Here is a 17,151-nt window from a genome sequence, read left to right on the forward strand (position 1 = left end):
ACTGAGCGATTCTCATGGGGACACGAGCAATTTCACGCCTCAGCTGAGCGATTCTCATGGGGACACGAGCAATTTCACACCTCAACTGAGCAATTCTCATGGGGACACGAGCAAATTCCACACCTCAACTGAGCGATTCTCATGGGGACACGAGCAATTTCCACACCTCAACTGAGCGATTCTCATGGGGACACGAGCAATTTCACGCCTCAGCTGAGCGATTCTCATGGGGACACGAGCAATTTCACGCCTCGCCTGAGCAATTTTTCGTGAGGCTTGAGCATTCTTACCCCTCTTCTAAGCAGTTATCAGGGTTACCCAAGTAACTTTATCCTTCGTTAAGCTAGTATTTTGGAAGGCTCAAGCTTTTACTGTAATCTATTCCTATTAAGTGGCTTCAATCACCCATTTATCATAAAAGAATATAATATTGCCCTTATTTTGAAATATCAACGTTTAATTTTTGGAATTTTCTATTTTATTGAAATCCTTTGTATTATAATTACATTAAGGATTAGTAATGCTTTGTATAAGTAGACAGGAACGGAGGTTGCGCCTATGATGAAGTCAGTCCGGAACAAACTTGTCACATTAGCCATTATCGTCATATTGATTCCTACAACTTTAGTTGGTATGGTAAATTACTTTGTGGCAAAAAGTGAAATTGATGAGGTAGGTAGACAAAGTCTAAAGAATGGGACATTGGGGATACTCGAATTAATAGCTCAATTAGATGAGCAAGTTCAACAAGGAAAGCTAACATTAGAGGAAGCTCAGGAGCATGCTAGGACACAAATAGTTGGCACGAAAACAGAAGATAATAAAAGATCTATTGATAACCCTATAAAATATGGTGAAAATTTCTATTTTTATGCATTCAAAGCTGATGGGACAGTAGAAAGCCACCCATCCCTTGAAGGACAAAATATCTCAGATTTACAAACAACAGATGGTCGTTATTTTGTACGTGAAATGATTGATGAGGCTAAGGCAGGTGGAGGGTATGTCCGTTACGACTGGGCATTGCCATCAAATCCTGAAGTAGTTGCTCCTAAAATTACTTATGTAGCCACGGACAAGCATTGGGGATGGATTATTGCTGCAGGTACTTATGAAATGGATTTTAATGCAGGTACTAAAAATGTCCTTTACTACACAGTTGTTATGACTATCCTTGCAACAATCATTGGCGTTGCCCTATATTGGTTCTTCTCTGGTAGGATGACTTCATACATACGCCGAATTATGGTGATGACATCTGATATTGCTAAAGGGAAACTAACAGGCGAGGATATTCCTATAACTACGAAAGATGAATTAGGGATACTCGCTAGTAATGTAAATAATATGAAATATAGCTTAAATGAAATGGTGAATAACACGAAAGATAGCGCAGGCAAAATGAGGATTTCCTCGGAAATGCTTAGCGCCATTACAGAAGAAACAACTGCTTCTGCAGATGAAATCCATCAGGCTATTACTGAAATATCTAATGGAGCTGTTATTCAGGCGGAAGAAGCTGAAATGGCCATTAGCAAGGTTGAAAAATTGTCTTCCCTTATTTCCAATGCAACTGAAAAATATGCTGAAATTACTGAGGATATGAATAATATAAATAACTCACAGGAAAATGGTAGACAAAAGGTCGAAGTATTACAGCAAAATTCGCATGAATTTACACAAGTCATTGAAGAACTGCGATCAAATTTCTCGAGCTTAACAGGACAAATGGAGGAAATTCATCATGTTGTACAAACGATTACCTCCATCTCTGAACAGACAAATCTTTTAGCCTTAAATGCGAGTATAGAAGCAGCACGAGCAGGTGAACATGGAAAAGGTTTTGCAGTTGTAGCAGAAGAAGTTCGCAATTTATCTGAGGATACAAATGAGGCTACTAATCGTGTTAGGAATTTATTAAAACGTATCGAAATCGATACTGCTAGTTCAGACTCTAAGATGATGCACACACTTCAGCTTTCACAGGGACAGGCCACATCAATAAGTGAGGTGAAAAATGCATTTACATTGTTAGCTGATTCCATCCATGGCATAACAGCACATCTTGTGTCCCTTGATCAGGGTATGAGTGAAATGGCTGAAAATCGTTTAATTGTCATTAATGCGATTAATGAGATAGCAAGTGTGGCCACTGAATCCGCAGCGGCTACTGAGCAAATCAATGCCTCCATTGATGAACAGAAATCAGCGGTCACTTCTATTATGCATTCCTCAGTCGAACTCCACACAGAAGCAGAACGTATGCACGAATTAGTAGATCGTTTTACATGATATTAAAATCCCCTACAGTCTAAGCTATAGGGGATTTTATCATTACATTTTTATATTTAGAGAATTACAGTTTATTAATTACACCATGTAAAGTTTCTTTTAATTCTGCATCATGGTCAGAAAGTTCTACAAGGTTTCCTAAACGTTCACGCAATACAGGGCGTTCAATTACTAGCTTTTCATCAAGTACTTGTACTAGTAACTCAATAATAAGACGATCGCGAACATTTAATGCTTCTTCTAAACGTTCTGGTGTAATTTTTGCATTTGAATTTGCAGCTTTTGCCATTTTTAAAACCCCTTTTATAATTTATATTCATGCACATCTATTTTAGCATACCGCTAAATTAATTTGAAAACATTCTTTTAAGTATATATACCAAAACTTTACAAAACTGAATACAGATATTTACGTTAAAATGTTATATTTAAATCATAATTGCCAGATGATAGACCATATGATTATGTTATATCGTCTCTTATAATGATTGGAGGAATTAGATGGATCAAAACAACTCAACCTATCAACAACTAATTAAGGCTGTTCCAAAGTCTTTACAGCTGTTTCTTAATGTTTGCCTCGTACTTCTTGCGCTCATTTTAGCATTCCTGCTTTTTAAAGAATTAGTCGAATTTCTTAAAATTATCATTTTCTCTAATGATAAAGGCGACTATAAGCTTTTCCTCGCAAATATTCTTCTATTCTTTTTATATTTTGAATTCATCACAATGATTGTTAAATATTTTAAAGAGGACTATCATTTTCCCCTACGCTACTTTATATATATTGGTATTACAGCCATGATTCGATTAATTATCGTTGAGCATGATCACCCCATCAATACCTTAATTTATTCACTTATTATTTTAATATTAATTATAAGCTATTTTATTATTAACATTACACCACTGGAACGACCTGTACGTTCTCCACTCTTTATGAAAAAGGAAAGGTAGTTCGCATAGGGATGCCAATCTATGGCTTCCCTAAAATGCTGTCATACACATTGGTTTATCATAGACATAGAAGAGTTGATGTAATTTCTGAAGATATTGTTCATTACTAATCTTTACCTTACTAAGCATAAATAGTTCTTGTACTGTAACAACCCCCATAGCTAGAGAGGAAAGCTCTCCAATATCTATTATCATTTCCACGTCATAGTTATGATTATCTTCTATTGTAATATTACCATCAATTACTTTCATAACGATTTGCTGATTATTTTCTGGGAGTAAAGAATCCTCTACAGTAAGCTTAAATGTTAAAGTTTGATGATTGAAATTATGTGTTTTTAACTCCTCGAAAAAGCTTCTAACATTGATAATTCGATACATCAGGCCAACTCCTGAAACATTGCTTGCATGATAGACACTTGGGATTAAATGATTCGTTCCATTTCTTACATCTCCTAAAAAGAAATGAACATTTTCTTCTTGGGTATTCCATTCAATACGAGCAACCTGATCGGCTTGGCTATTTAAAAACGTGCTAAGCTCTAATAATGCCTCAGGTGTTTCATAAATCCATTCTTTAATAACTAGATTGTTAAGTAAGAAATTAGTATCGCTTTGTTTAGTAAAGGAAAATACCAAATAACCTTGAATGGTATCTCCTTTTTCAACAGCAATCACATAATTTTGTGGATTTTTAAATATTGATGAGAGCTCTGATTCTGTTTTCAAAAACATACCATGCCTTTTCACTGTAACTCTTTTATAGCAATCTGCTAATTTATGCTGATCCTGCACCGTTAAATATTTAAGATGCTTTTTTGTTGGACCTTTCGGAAAGCTGGAAGGTTCTACTAAATATTGATGTACTTTAGGTCCATAGCCAAAGCCCATTTTTTTATAAAAATCGGGTCTAAAAGGATATAATGCTACAAAGTGTACTTGTTTTTCCAAAAACATTTTAAAAAAGTGATCTATTAATTCCTTGGCTATCTTCTCTTTTTTACGAAGTAAATCGACCGAAACTAGACCAACCCCTCCAACTGGAATCATTTTAGAGAAGAAGTTCATTTCAAAATCATGAAGTCTCATACCACCAACTAGTTTGTTTTCTTCCCATAATCCATAATAGTGAATAGCTGCATCATTGTTTTGATTGTGCATAAAAAGTGCCTTTAACTGCTCTTTTGTTGGTTGTGAGCCATCCAGACTACCCGGATAAGCACCAATCACAATGTCGACAAAATGTAAAAATTCTTCTTCATTCCGTAATTTATCTACCTCTCGCATATTCATCCTCCTGTTCATTTATAATTACACTCTAAAAAATATTGCTCATAATCATATTTTTCACATTAATTTTAACTTCCGATAATAACATATATTACCACGAGTTAAAATAATACTGTATGATGACAGTAAGATAATTAAAGCTGGACATCTAGCCAGGATCATTATTCTTGAAGTCAACTATACATCCTGATAATTCACCTTCCCGAAAAAGTATTTATGCCCTGTTGGAGTAACAATAAATAATTTATTGAAGGGAGACACTAAGAATGAATTTAATTGATGCCTATATTCATGAAGTTACCAAAAGGATAAGCAAAATGAAACGAGATGATGTTCGTCTGAAGCTAAAATCCACCATTGAAGAAATGTTACCTGAAGATTATTCCGAAGCAGATGTAAAAGAAGCACTTATAAAGTTAGGAAATCCTATAGACGTTGCAGCTGGTTACAGGGATTCACCACGCTTTTTAATAGGCCCGCAAATATTTGACACGTATATTCAGACAATAAAATTAATCATCCCTTGGGCCGTACTTATTACTGTAATCGTTCATGTGGTTGAAAATATTGTACTCTACAATGGGGAAGATGCCCTTTTATCTATGGTGATTAATGCTATTTCTATCACTATTGCTAATGTAATTACAGTGATATTACACGTACTGTTTTGGATTACGGTTTCTTTTATTATAATTGAACGCTCAGGTAGTGATATTCCAATACCTTTTATAAAAAAACAAAAGCCTTGGACCCCAGATGATTTATCAAACACTAAAGTTATTCCAAAAGATAAAACTATTTCACTTCCTGATATTATTTTTAGCCTAATAGGTATTATTGTTTTTTCATTTGTCTATTTTAATGCAAATCACCTTTTAGGAATCTACTCTTCGCATGATAGAGGTGGATTGAAATTTGTTATGCCTATATTCAACCAAAATGTATTACTGTCTTTTGCACCTATCGTTTTGATATCTATAGCTTTGAGTATAGCTTTAGCATTATTTAAATTAAAAGCGGGTCAATGGACTTTTCTAATTGCTGTCCTAAATGCCGTCCTTCAATGTATAGGAACCATTGTCTTTATTCTTATGGTTAATCGACCAGATTTCATACACAGTGCAGCTATACCTTATATTGCTGCAATTACAGAAACGACCTCTGCTAAGGTTTTGTTTGCTATAGACCGCATATTACTAGTAACCATTGCTATTGCCATCATAGCCAATGCATATGATATTTATAGTGGCTTTAAAAAGGCAAGAATTCAACAGGATTAAACCGGCTTCTGGCTGCTACCCAAACAAGCATATAAGCATATACCTATTTACTTTTGAGAGCGGGCTTTTTTAAGTACGCTCTTTTCATTTTTACCTTAAATGCCCTCATAAACATTCAAGACTTAATACCTAGTAAAATACTCCTTCAAAACACTAAAATACCATTATTCTCTAATGTTTTGTATAATAATGTAGTTGAGAGTTTTTAAATACACATACATTAATCTTCCGCAACAGTATATTCAGAATAAGGGGAAATAGTTATGACCATTCTTCTTGTAGATGATAATCAAGTAAATCTATTTGTAATTGAAAAAATATTAAAAAATGCAGGTTATGATAACTGTGTTTCTTTAGCATCTGCTTATGAGCTTTTTGACTATTTACAACTTGATGTCAAAAATCCAACAGGAAATTCTGTAGATTTAATTTTGTTAGATATTATGATGCCTGAGATAGATGGTATTGAAGCCTGTAAACGTATTAAGCAAAGCGAGAGATTCAAAGACATTCAAATTATCTTTGTCACCGCTCTAGAAGATAAAAACAAACTTGCTGAAGCCTTAGATATCGGCGGGGTAGATTATATTACAAAGCCGATAAATAAAATAGAGCTTCTTGCTAGAATTCGTGTTGCCCTACGATTGAAGGCTGAATTAGATTGGCATACACAGCAGGAAAAGAAAATACAATACGAACTAGATTTGGCAACGCATGTCCAAAGAAATCTTCTGAGCCCGCCATTAAATAAGAATAATATTCAAATAGTAGTATCCTACCTACCCTCCTCTAATTTAGCAGGGGATATGTATTATTGGCACAAAATAAATGATCATCGCTATGCTGTCATTTTACTAGATATGATGGGGCACGGGATTTCAGCAGCACTTGTCTGCATGTTTATCTCTTCTGTTCTTCGAGAAGCTGTCAAACAATTGATAGAGCCTGAATTAGTCATAAAAGAATTAAACCGCTATATGACACTTTTAAGAAATGGTAATGAGGACAACCTATATTACTTTACAGCGATTTATTTAGTAATTGATACAGAACAAAAAACAGTCGAATATGTAAATGCTGGCCATCCTTCTGGCTACGCCCTTATAGATGAAAAGACGCTTGTTCCTTTAAATCAAGGAAGCTGTGCAGTTGGCTTTTTTGATGAAATTGAAGTAAAGACGCAACGAATACAATATGAGCAGGATATACAAATTATTCTCTTTACTGATGGTGTATTAGAGGCGATGGGACCTTGCGAAATAGAGTCCGATAAACATTTGCAAACGTTAACATCTACGAAATGGGACTATACACAATGTCTGATTGATCATTTATTGTCTAAAGAGAAACAAGACAATCAGCCTGATGATATGTGTGTATTAATGATTCAAGCACATGCATAAAAATATAATCCACCCATCTTCCTTCTTACCAAGAAAGATGGGCGGATTTTTTAGTTGATCTTTTGATATATTCTTTCATTGCCTATAATTTCTTTATATTTTTCCATAATATCATCGAAGCGCAGTGTTTCCTTATCACCTAAACATAAAAAACCTTTTTCACTAAGACTTTCATAAAACAAATGATGAACCTTGCTTTGTAGCATCTGTGAAAAATAGATTAAAACATTTCTGCACAAAATAATATGGAATTCATTAAACGATTGATCCGTTACTAAATTATGCTGTGCAAAAATAATATTTTTTAAAAGTGAAGGATGGAAATACGCGTACTGATAATCTGTTTTATAGTATTCAGAAAATGCAGCATTACCACCAGCAAGCAAATAGTTTTTAGTATATGCTTGCATTTTGTGTATGGGGAAAGCCCCTTTTTTTGCTTTTTCTAATACTTGTTCATTTATATCTGTTGCGTAAATAACGGCTTTATCAATGAGTTGCTCTTCCTTTAGTAAAATTGCCATGGAGTATACTTCCTCACCCGTTGCACATCCTGCATGCCATATTCGTATTTCAGGATAGTCACGTAAATACGGAATAACCTCCTGACGAAAGGCTTTAAAGAAACTTGGGTTACGGAACATCTCAGTGACATTGATGGAAAAATCATTTAATAGCTGCTCTAAAAACTGTTGATCGTGTATAACTTTTTCAAGCACTCTAGAAATTGTTGGGATATTATTGATTCTCATTCTATTAAAGATTCTACGTGTTATAGAAGAACGATTATATTGTCGGAAATCAAAGCCTGATAAACGATAAACTGCCTCCAATAATAAATCTATTTCTAAACTTGTATGCTTATTTACTTGTAGCTTTTGCTCCAAGGGTTGAAATTGATCCATGCTTATGAGCTCCCTTTTGAAACTAACCATACTCTTAATACGGATACAAGCTGATCTAAATTAAGTGGCTTACTTATATAATCTGAAGCTCCTACCTCTAATGATTTATCACGATCATTTTTCATGGCCTTCGCCGTTAAAGCAATAATCGGTAAATCCTTCAGCTTCATCTGTTGTCTAATAATAGACATCGTTTCGTAGCCATCCATATTTGGCATCATAATATCCATAAGAATAAGATCTACTTCCTGAGTAGCTTGCATGGTATCTAAGCACTCTATCCCATCTTTGGCAACTAAGATATTCATGCCTCTTTTTTCAAGCGCTGTTTTTAATGCATAGATATTACGGTAATCATCATCCACAATTAAAACAGTTTTCCCTTGAAATACCTCTACCTCTGCGATTTCTGTGGCTTCAGGTAACTCATTTGCAGCCTCATGTACCTCTGTTGCAGCTCCTACCTCATGAATAGCCAATTCAAGGCATTGCTCCTCCTGGATTCCATTAGGCAGGCTTGGAATTATCAGTGTGAAGCTACTACCATGCCCCTCTTCACTTTGTAAAGAAACCCAGCCGCCAAGTAGTTTGGCAAATTCTTTACAAATTGATAGACCAAGACCTGTACCGCCATATTTCCGTACAGTTGCCCCATCTGCCTGCTGGAACGACTCAAATATTAGTTGATGCTTGTCCTTTGGAATACCTATACCAGTATCTGAAACTGTAATCTCTAACCAATCAGCACTAACATTCTGCATATTATTTGTCAACTGCTCCTCTGTTAACTGTTGGATATCCAGTGTTACGGAACCTCGCTCAGTAAATTTGAAAGCATTGGATAATAAATTTTTTAGGATTTGCTGAAATCTCTTTTCATCGGTATAGAAAACATCTACTACATTTTCTGCTTTTGAAATATGGAACTGTAAATGCTTTTTCATTGCCACAGGTGCAAATGTCTGCTCGATTTGTACCGGAATCTCACTCATATTTACTTCGTCAAACATTATGTCCAGCTTTCCTGCCTCTACTTTTGATAAATCTAAAATATCATTTATGAGCACAAGTAAATCCTCACCGGAGGAATGGATAACCTTCGCAAACTCAGCTTCCTCTTCCGTTAAGTTATTTTGGCTATTTTCTGCCAGCATTTCAGATAATATTAAGATACTATTTAGTGGTGTTCGCAATTCATGTGACATATTGGCTAAGAACTCTGATTTATAATTGGAATTGAGTAACAGCTGTTCCGCACTTTTCTCTAACTCCTTTTTCGCTTTTGATAGCTCTCTCGATTTGGACTCTGCCTCCTTTGTTCTTTCTTCCAACTGTTCATTAATCATCGTCAGCTCTTCTGTTTGCATTTGTAATTCTTCAGATTGTGTCTGTAGCTCTTCTGATTGTACTTGTAATTCCTCTGTCATCGCTCTGGATTCATTTAGCAAGCGTACAATTTCCATACGTCCTACGACACTATTTACTGTTAAGCCAAACGTTTCGGCCACTTGTTTGACTAATTCCAGTTGAAGCTTACTGAAGTCTGTCATAGTGGCAAGTTCCACCACTGCTATTACATCCTCCTCAAATATAATGGGTATTAGAAGAATACTTTTAGGTGGTACTTCTCCTAAGCCTGTACCGATTAAACGAAATTCATCTGGAATATCCTTGTAGATTAAAATCCTTTTTTCCAAGGCACATTGCCCAATTAAGCCCTGCCCAAGTTTAAAGCTATCCTTTCCTACACTAGTGCTTGTATCAGCAAAGGCTGCTTTTTTTACAAATTGACTATCATCTTCTGTAGTTTCACGAACATAAAATGCGCCAAGGGAAGATTGTGTCTTTTGTGCCATTTCAGACAGAAAGGTTTCAGCTAATTTTGTTATGACAGAGATGCCTTGATATTTGGTTACAATGTCTGCAATATTTGACTGTAGCCATTCTCTTTTTTCAATCGAATCTAATAGCTCATTTGTGGCATCAGCAAGGGTATTTATTTCATCATTTGTTTTCACATAAATTCTGCCCTTTTGATTGCTTTTAGAAGCTGCAATTTCTTTAATCGTTTCAGTAACCTCTGTTATTGTTTTCACAATTGAGCGAGAAATTCCACTAGCGATTACAATAGCGATCCCAGAAACAAGTACCAATAGCCCAAATAAAGCACTCGTTATATTGCTATTTCGCTTGTCTAACTGATTTGCCTTAGTTTGAGTAAACGCATTTTCAGCTAATCTAAAAGCAGCAAATTGCTTACGCATAGTTTCCATATCTTTACGACCAACATCGACCTTGAAAAATTCCTTTAATGCAGCAGTGTTATTTTCCTTTTTCATCAACAGTGTTGGATTACCAGTCGTTGCAATCCAATGCTCTATCGTTACTTCTATTTCCTTAAGCTTCTCTTGTTGCTTTGGTTTATTATCTAAGAGCTGATGGAGATCATTAAAATCAATTTTCCAGTTCTCAGCAGCACTATTATAAGGCTCTAAGTAGCTCTCATCCCCAGTAATGATAAATCCCCGTTGACTTGATTCCATATCCAAAATGTATTTTTCTATTCGATTGGTTAGCTCCTGAACTTGAGAATCGTATTTTATAATAAAATTTCTTTCTTTTTGTAAAGCAGTAATTTGATTATTTAAGATGATTACTGATGCAAGTAAACAAAGTATGATAACGATATAACCTAATGTAATTTTAGTTCGTATACCTAGCTTTAATTTATTGAGCATTTGTTTTCCTACCTTTACCTGTCATATTAATCTATTAACAGTATAATTGTATTATTAAAAATAACAAAGATTCCCCTCTTTTTTGCTCCTTCTTCATATAATGTTATCATGTTGGACAAAAGGGGTTTGTAGTATATGGGAAATTCTTTATCATAAAAATGATGTGAATTTTGCTTTGCACTATTAATAAATCGTGTCGTCCTTCATATACATTCTATATTAAAGTATTTTGAACGAAGGAGAGAATCTATGTGGACATTTTCGTAAAACCTGGTGATTCACTTTGGCGTTATAGCGAAGTGTTTAAAATCCCCCTCCAATTAATTATAGATTCGAATCGAAATATAAACCCTCAATTTTTAAGGGTTGGACAGCGCATTCGAATTCCGGGTTATATTACTACCGACTATCAAATAAGGCAGGGAGATTCTTTTTGGCAAATTGCCCAAAACAGAAATATTCCTCTAGCAGCCCTTTTACTTGCTAATCCTGATCTTAACCCAAATGCCCTTCAAATAGGCCAAACCATTCGTATTCCTCAACAAATTACTTGGAGGATAGTCAATGGACAGCCAAGTTACACCTATAGCATCATGATGAATGATTTAAATAAGCTCCTTGATGCCTATCCATTTCTACAAAGCTCAGCAATCGGCTATTCTGTGCTAGGACATGAAATTCCAGAGATTCTAATTGGTAAAGGAATAAAGCGAATTCATTATAACGGCTCCTTCCATGCAAATGAATGGATTACAACTCCCATTATTTTAACATTTCTAAATGATTACCTACTTGCGCTCACCAATCAATATACTATTCGAGGGATCTCCACATTCCCACTTTACCAGCAAACATCCCTTTCCATAGTTCCGATGGTCAATCCTGATGGCGTCAACTTAGTCATACAGGGACCACCAGAAGACGAAGCACTAAGAAATCAATTAATCAATTGGAACAATGGGAGCAACAATTTCTCTGATTGGAAAGCCAATATACATGGCATTGATTTAAATGACCAGTTCCCTGCAAAATGGGAGCTAGAAAGTGCTCGTAATCCCAAAACGCCTGGACCAAGGGATTATGGTGGGGAACGGCCATTGTCAGAGCCAGAGGCCGTTGCTATGGCTGATTTAACAAGGAAACGAGATTTTGCAAGAGTTCTTGCGTTTCATACACAGGGAAGAGTAATTTATTGGGGCTTTGAAAACTTGGAGCCACCAGAGTCTAAAATACTGGTTAACGAATTTAGTCGGGTTAGTGGCTATGAGCCGATCAATTCAGCTGGAAGCTATGCAGGCTATAAGGATTGGTTTATTCAGGATTGGCGCAGACCTGGGTTTACTGTTGAGTTGGGGAGCGGTACTAACCCTCTACCAATTAGCCAATTTGACGACATTTATGAAGAAGCATTAGGAATTTTTCTTGCTGCACTGTATATGTAAAGCTTTGAATTATGGCAAATTCCCTGCAATTTTGCCATAATTCAAAGCGGTACCTTCTACAATTATGGACTTCATTGAACATGCTAATTATAGAGAAGTGGATGGCAGCTCATATGTAGGACCAAGTTAAATGATCAATACTAGCCACCTTTAGCGAGGTTTATTCGATATATTAGAGGAATCTGGTACGATTATTAAATCAAGTGGGCTCAGTAGTTGGAAGCGATCCACATGGACTATAGTGAATAAAATCAGTGCTTTCTCGGTATGTACCTCTTAATTAAGATTTTAGAGGGAATTATAGTAAGCAATCATTTTTAAAAAATTTCGTACCAAAAAAGGCTGCATGAGAACACAACATTATCTACCGCAAGACGAATTATAAGTTTAAAAAGATCGCTTCCTACATATTTTTCATATGGGAGAAACGATCTTATGTTATTTTCATCCAACGTTCATCCGTATCTACTTAACCATTTTTACATTACAAAAAAGGTTGTAGAAAGTCATTTAAAGCTTTTTAACATGTATAAAAGAAGAAACTCTGGATGTTTCATTTTTTATAAAACATCCATTATTCTAGGTTCCTCTCATTAATTTAATGATGTGATTTTGGTTAAAATTCTGATGCTTTTGGATATGTGCTACGTTTACCTGTTATATACAGATACTGTTGATAAGCAACTTTGGCGACACTAGCATCTGACCAATCGTTGTAGAAAAAGGCAAATCCTCCAGATTTATACTCTTCTCTTACAGTTTGATTGTTTGGACCCAAAATATTGACATATAAAGAATAAGATTTTGTTACTGTAGGGAATCCCTCGTGTTGAACATAAAAGCCCCTACCAATATCCACTTGTTCAGCCTTTACAAATATAGTTAAGTCTGTCCCTAAATATCCTTGAACTAATGCAATACCAACACCACCTAGAGCGGCTAGAACAGATCCATATGTAAACCCTTTCCAAAAAGCAAGAACTGCTGCAGTTACCACTGCAAATGCAGTACCTTTAGTAAATTCCATTTTCTTTACAGTTTTTGTATCACTCCAAACTACCCCACGCATTGTATCAATAGTTTTACCACTGACAATGTTAGTACTATTTTTATACCAAGTTCCATATACCCCTGTTGCTTGTTGAATGTCTCCATAGTAATTTCTTGATGAATTACTATTTAGAGGCATTATTGAATTTCCCTCTATACTATAATTAAGATTATTAAAATTTATTTCTTCTCCTTCAATTGGTTCTTCTTTAATGCTATATTTTTCAACATGCTTAGTATCTTCTTCTGTTAATTCAGATATAAAATCTTCGGCATTGTAGATAGTTTTATTTCCGTCCTCGTCTAAAATAGTAAAGCTCTTATTTATATAATCAATTTCCGCAATGTCTGTCATTCCTTCTGCATTAATTTCCACTGAAAGAGAAGATTTAGTTTCTGATAAAAGCTTAACACTAACAGGTTCATTGTCTATAACTAGATTAATTGTATTTTGAGAACTTTCAAAATTTGTTGCCGCGTTAGCTGGCCCAATAGAACTTAGAATAGTAAAGCTTAACAATAGGCTAGATAAAAAAAGACTCGTTTTTTTCATCATTTTCTCCACCCCTTTTTTAAAATTTACTTCCAACAATAATCCAAACGTCTGCTTGTACTTTATTCAAATGTATTTCACCCCCTTTATTTACTTATTATAGGAGGTTTTATTAGTTTCATAACGAATTATTACATATCGAATATTTTATTATTATAGGGGGTTACTTTGATATGATGATAAATACAGGCAAATTATTTAAGACCATTAGGAAAAATCGAGCACTTACACAAGTAGAAGTGGCTAGAAATTTAATCTCTCAAAGTACTTATTCTAAATTTGAAAGTGGAAGCCAAGATGTAAGTAGTGAAATTTTTTTAGAGTTACTAAACCGATTGAATATTTCAGTTGATGAGTTCCAATATATTTCAAACAATTATAATTATGGAGTTAAAAATAACCTGATAAAAGATTTTTTTACGCTAAATTACAATAATATTAGAAAAATAAAAATATTAGAGAAGAAAATTAACAGTTTTTTAGAAAATCAATACGACATTGAATTAGATGATATCAAACGCATTTGTAAAGCATTCATTCAAATGAATGATAATAATTTAGAAACTGCTCAACAAATTGTCGAACCTATATGGCAACGTATTTCACTGTACGAACAATGGTATGTAAATGACCTAAAAATTATTAATTCTATTCTTTTTTTGTTCCCTATAGATAGTGTAGAAGATTTTACCAAAAACGTATTATCAAGATTAAGTGAATATAATCATTATCCAGAAGCAAAAGAATTAGAATCTGCGTTTACAGTGAATCTTTCATTGTTACTAATAAAAGGAGGGAAGTTTTCAGAAGCATTAGAAATTATAGAACATAGTCTTCTAGTTGAGAAAAAAAGACTGCATTACACTATATTAGCACTCTATTATACTAGAAAAGCAATTTGTAAATATTCCTTAGAAATGGATAAACCATCATTTTATTTGGAAAAAGCAGCTAACCTAGTATCAATTTATGATGATTTAGAATATTGGGATTGCATTTATAAAGAATACATGTACTACACGTCATAATCTTAATTATAAATAATAACCTATAGAGATGATCGATTTTTACGCTTTAAATTTTATAATCATCTCTCAAGCTATGGGAGGAATAAGGTAAAGGAACAAAAATTTTATTATTTGAAATTGAGGGGGAGAAATTAATTTATGACGAAGCGTTACCTATATTTAATGAGTGGAATACAAACTTTTTTAGGTATCTATTTATTTGTTTTAAGTATGAAGTATGCATTTGTTGAAAGTGTAATGTCACAATGTTTCTTTGTAATTATCGTGGGTTTGTTTATGATTTTTTCTATATCCCGACAAGGGAATGAAAGTAATCTTTTAATAAAAAAAAGTAATCTTTTATTATTTGGTTATCCTATCATTCTAGTTATCAGCAGTATATTAATTTTTACGTCTATTCCTGCTTATACTTATCAAGAAGCAACTCAAATTATAGAGAATCAAACAGGTAATAAAACAAACAAACCCAAAGATTATAAAGCTTCAAATGGACTTTATTATATATATACGAATGAAGGCACATATATATTTAATCCTTGGGATGGCAATTTCGCACTTTTAGATTGAGATGTTACTCAAAAGTTTTGGCATTCCTCAAAATCCCTTTAAAACTAATACGGTGATAGATTATGATATATTCAGTTTTGGAATTTACCACTATTTAAGAGATATAAAAATTTGTTTAAATACTTTCTTCTATGATATATCCCCTATCTCCTACTTTAACTTTACTTCTGCCTTATCTTCTCATGGGTAGACAGGTTTTATCCATTAAATAATATTTGCCATTAATAGATTTTGATAGGCGATTTTAGTAACTTTTTTATAATACACAGAATCCTAGTATTAGTGACCCCCCTCCTGTTTTTTAACATTCAATATTTAAATCGAAGCCTGATACATGCCTAACTGGACCATATCTCAAATCCACTTTAGGTGATTTTTCGAATAAAGTCTCAACTATGTGTGGCTTTTCATCATCACAAATAACATTGTCATAAGTTAATATCTATAAAGCGTTCTAGGTAGCATTTCAACAAATTCTTGAGTATTTTATTGGGGCTTTGAAAACTTGGAGCCACCAGAGTTTAAAATACTGGTTAACGAGTTTAGTCGGGTTAGTGGCTATGAACCGATCAATTCAGCTGGAAGCTATGCAGGCTATAAGGATTGGTTTATTCAGGATTGGTGCAGACCTGTCTTTACTGTTGAGCTGAGAAGCGGTACTAATCCTCTACCAATCAGCCAATTTGACGACATTTATGAAGAAGCATTAGGAATTTTTCTTGCTGTACTGTATATGTAAAGCTGGGAATTAATTAAAGAGAATGAAGAAAAACATCACTAATTATAAATTCATAATTAACAATCCCCACATTAAGGGGATTTTTTTATACTCAAAAATTACTTTGACAGGTAGAGTAATATTTGCTAATATTACTCTGACAGATAGAGCAATATATTGAAGTAGGTGACGTATGGTTCGAAGTGATATCATCCGCGGACACTTGGATTCCATTATTTTAAGGCTCATTTTAGAGAAAGATCGTTATGGCTATGAAATTTCTCAGGAAATAAGTCTCCGCACAAATAATCGTTTTCAAATTAAAGAAGCAACTTTATACGCCGTTTTTCAACGTCTTGAGAAAAAGGAAATTATTGAAGCCTACTTTGGAGATGTCTCCCACGGTGGCAAACGAAAATATTACCGAATTACCCCATTAGGAAAAGCTTATTTAAATGAGCTAGTGAAAGAATGGTCGGAAGTAAAGGAAATTATCGACTTATTTATGGAGGACTTAGAATGAAAAAAATTAAAAATCATATTGATGAGCTTTTTAAGGACTTTCCTCGTACCCATGAAACGGAAATGGTCAAACAGGAAATCATTCAAAATCTTGAAGAAAAAGTATTCTACTTAATGGATCAAGGCAAAGAGGAAGAGGATGCCATTAACAAAGCCATCGTGGAATTCGGGGATATTGAGGATTTAAAACAAGAATTAGATGTGAAGGAGCCCGAAAAGAGAAACATGTCAAGATTAAATTTGGAATTTTCTCTATGGGGTAGCGGCTTAATTATTGCATTTTTTATCTTTATGAACATTTACTATACACCCCATACTATCTGGGCGATTTATCCTATTTTCGCTATTTTATGGTGGCCACTCGCAATGTACTTTGTTTGGTCACGTAAGAAATGGAGTGAATAAA

General features: G+C 34.3%; 14 protein-coding genes and 1 pseudogene. 10 read left to right on the forward strand and 5 right to left on the reverse strand.

All coding sequences use genetic code 11. The annotated features are described in order from the left end of the window. Positions 1-558: 558 nt before the first annotated feature. Positions 559-2,292 (forward strand): methyl-accepting chemotaxis protein, encoded by a 1,734-nt coding sequence (locus tag AC1RNS_RS14395; RefSeq protein ID WP_492993598.1) that lies wholly within the window; start codon positions 559-561, stop codon positions 2,290-2,292. A 64-nt stretch (positions 2,293-2,356) separates the two neighbouring features. On the opposite strand, the gene AC1RNS_RS14400 is transcribed toward AC1RNS_RS14395, so the two are convergent. Next, positions 2,357-2,581, reverse strand: coding sequence for a hypothetical protein (locus AC1RNS_RS14400; protein ID WP_054771635.1), 225 nt, complete (start codon positions 2,579-2,581; stop codon positions 2,357-2,359). A gap of 212 nt (positions 2,582-2,793) precedes the next feature. On the opposite strand from AC1RNS_RS14400, the gene psiE reads away from it, so the two are divergent. Continuing rightward, complete coding sequence (gene psiE / locus AC1RNS_RS14405) at positions 2,794-3,249, forward strand: phosphate-starvation-inducible protein PsiE (RefSeq protein WP_492993599.1); 456 nt, start codon at positions 2,794-2,796, stop codon at positions 3,247-3,249. Positions 3,250-3,279: 30 nt separating this feature from the next. Here psiE and AC1RNS_RS14410 read toward each other — a convergent pair whose 3' ends face one another. Continuing rightward, positions 3,280-4,536, reverse strand: coding sequence for a GNAT family N-acetyltransferase (locus AC1RNS_RS14410; protein WP_492993600.1), 1,257 nt, complete (start codon positions 4,534-4,536; stop codon positions 3,280-3,282). A gap of 269 nt (positions 4,537-4,805) precedes the next feature. Here AC1RNS_RS14410 and AC1RNS_RS14415 point away from each other — a divergent pair, with 269 nt between their 5' ends. Together AC1RNS_RS14415 and AC1RNS_RS14420 are read left to right on the forward strand one after the other, a co-directional pair. Next, the gene (locus AC1RNS_RS14415; RefSeq protein ID WP_492993601.1) at positions 4,806-5,819 is read left to right on the forward strand and encodes an HAAS signaling domain-containing protein; all 1,014 of its coding nucleotides are present in this window, start codon (positions 4,806-4,808) and stop codon (positions 5,817-5,819) included. Between the two features lie 263 nt (positions 5,820-6,082). Next, entirely contained in the window at positions 6,083-7,222 is a 1,140-nt protein-coding gene (locus tag AC1RNS_RS14420; protein ID WP_492993602.1) for a SpoIIE family protein phosphatase, read from the forward strand. Positions 7,223-7,272: 50 nt separating this feature from the next. Here the strand turns inward: AC1RNS_RS14420 and AC1RNS_RS14425 are convergent, their stop codons facing one another. Both AC1RNS_RS14425 and AC1RNS_RS14430 read right to left on the reverse strand, forming a co-directional pair. Next, positions 7,273-8,127 (reverse strand): CheR family methyltransferase, encoded by an 855-nt coding sequence (locus tag AC1RNS_RS14425; RefSeq protein ID WP_492993603.1) that lies wholly within the window; start codon positions 8,125-8,127, stop codon positions 7,273-7,275. A 2-nt stretch (positions 8,128-8,129) separates the two neighbouring features. After that, the gene (locus tag AC1RNS_RS14430) at positions 8,130-10,865 is read right to left on the reverse strand and encodes an ATP-binding protein (RefSeq protein WP_492993605.1); all 2,736 of its coding nucleotides are present in this window, start codon (positions 10,863-10,865) and stop codon (positions 8,130-8,132) included. Between the two features lie 251 nt (positions 10,866-11,116). Between AC1RNS_RS14430 and AC1RNS_RS14435 the strand changes: the two genes are divergently transcribed. Next, complete coding sequence (locus AC1RNS_RS14435; RefSeq protein ID WP_492993606.1) at positions 11,117-12,307, forward strand: M14 family metallopeptidase; 1,191 nt, start codon at positions 11,117-11,119, stop codon at positions 12,305-12,307. Positions 12,308-12,923: 616 nt separating this feature from the next. Here AC1RNS_RS14435 and AC1RNS_RS14440 read toward each other — a convergent pair. Beyond that, positions 12,924-13,913 carry a hypothetical protein gene (locus tag AC1RNS_RS14440; RefSeq protein ID WP_492993608.1) on the reverse strand — a complete coding sequence of 330 codons (990 nt, stop codon included), beginning with the start codon at positions 13,911-13,913 and terminating at the stop codon, positions 12,924-12,926. Positions 13,914-14,083: 170 nt separating this feature from the next. On the opposite strand from AC1RNS_RS14440, the gene AC1RNS_RS14445 reads away from it, so the two are divergent. The 5 genes and pseudogenes from AC1RNS_RS14445 (at position 14,084) to AC1RNS_RS14465 (ending at position 17,150) form a co-directional block, all read left to right on the forward strand. Continuing rightward, entirely contained in the window at positions 14,084-14,938 is an 855-nt protein-coding gene (locus tag AC1RNS_RS14445) for a helix-turn-helix domain-containing protein (protein ID WP_492993610.1), read from the forward strand. A 138-nt stretch (positions 14,939-15,076) separates the two neighbouring features. Then, entirely contained in the window at positions 15,077-15,505 is a 429-nt protein-coding gene (locus AC1RNS_RS14450; protein ID WP_492993611.1) for a hypothetical protein, read from the forward strand. 481 nt (positions 15,506-15,986) lie between these two features. Next, positions 15,987-16,244: pseudogene (locus AC1RNS_RS14455) on the forward strand (peptidase M14); the annotation flags it as partial. Between the two features lie 172 nt (positions 16,245-16,416). Further along, on the forward strand, positions 16,417-16,746 hold the full coding sequence (locus AC1RNS_RS14460) for a PadR family transcriptional regulator (RefSeq protein WP_492993613.1): 330 nt from the start codon (positions 16,417-16,419) through the stop codon (positions 16,744-16,746). Next, positions 16,743-17,150 (forward strand): permease prefix domain 1-containing protein, encoded by a 408-nt coding sequence (locus tag AC1RNS_RS14465; protein WP_492993615.1) that lies wholly within the window; start codon positions 16,743-16,745, stop codon positions 17,148-17,150. Before AC1RNS_RS14460 ends, AC1RNS_RS14465 begins: the two co-directional genes overlap by 4 nt. Position 17,151: the final 1 nt, after the last annotated feature.

The sequence above is a fragment of the Lysinibacillus sp. GW821-FHT14F06 genome, from assembly GCF_058803665.1.

Bases quoted from the DNA above. Each gene is read 5' to 3' on its own strand.
- AC1RNS_RS14415 (WP_492993601.1), top strand. From the start codon at position 4,806: ATGAATTTAATTGATGCCTATATTCATGAAGTTACCAAAAGGATAAGC.
- AC1RNS_RS14400 (WP_054771635.1), bottom strand. From the start codon at position 2,581: ATGGCAAAAGCTGCAAATTCAAATGCAAAAATTACACCAGAACGTTTA.
- AC1RNS_RS14440 (WP_492993608.1), bottom strand. From the start codon at position 13,913: ATGATGAAAAAAACGAGTCTTTTTTTATCTAGCCTATTGTTAAGCTTT.
- AC1RNS_RS14425 (WP_492993603.1), bottom strand. From the start codon at position 8,127: ATGGATCAATTTCAACCCTTGGAGCAAAAGCTACAAGTAAATAAGCAT.
- AC1RNS_RS14465 (WP_492993615.1), top strand. From the start codon at position 16,743: ATGAAAAAAATTAAAAATCATATTGATGAGCTTTTTAAGGACTTTCCT.
- AC1RNS_RS14420 (WP_492993602.1), top strand. From the start codon at position 6,083: ATGACCATTCTTCTTGTAGATGATAATCAAGTAAATCTATTTGTAATT.
- AC1RNS_RS14450 (WP_492993611.1), top strand. From the start codon at position 15,077: ATGACGAAGCGTTACCTATATTTAATGAGTGGAATACAAACTTTTTTA.
- AC1RNS_RS14445 (WP_492993610.1), top strand. From the start codon at position 14,084: ATGATGATAAATACAGGCAAATTATTTAAGACCATTAGGAAAAATCGA.
- AC1RNS_RS14395 (WP_492993598.1), top strand. From the start codon at position 559: ATGATGAAGTCAGTCCGGAACAAACTTGTCACATTAGCCATTATCGTC.
- AC1RNS_RS14460 (WP_492993613.1), top strand. From the start codon at position 16,417: ATGGTTCGAAGTGATATCATCCGCGGACACTTGGATTCCATTATTTTA.
- psiE (WP_492993599.1), top strand. From the start codon at position 2,794: ATGGATCAAAACAACTCAACCTATCAACAACTAATTAAGGCTGTTCCA.
- AC1RNS_RS14410 (WP_492993600.1), bottom strand. From the start codon at position 4,536: ATGCGAGAGGTAGATAAATTACGGAATGAAGAAGAATTTTTACATTTT.
- AC1RNS_RS14430 (WP_492993605.1), bottom strand. From the start codon at position 10,865: ATGCTCAATAAATTAAAGCTAGGTATACGAACTAAAATTACATTAGGT.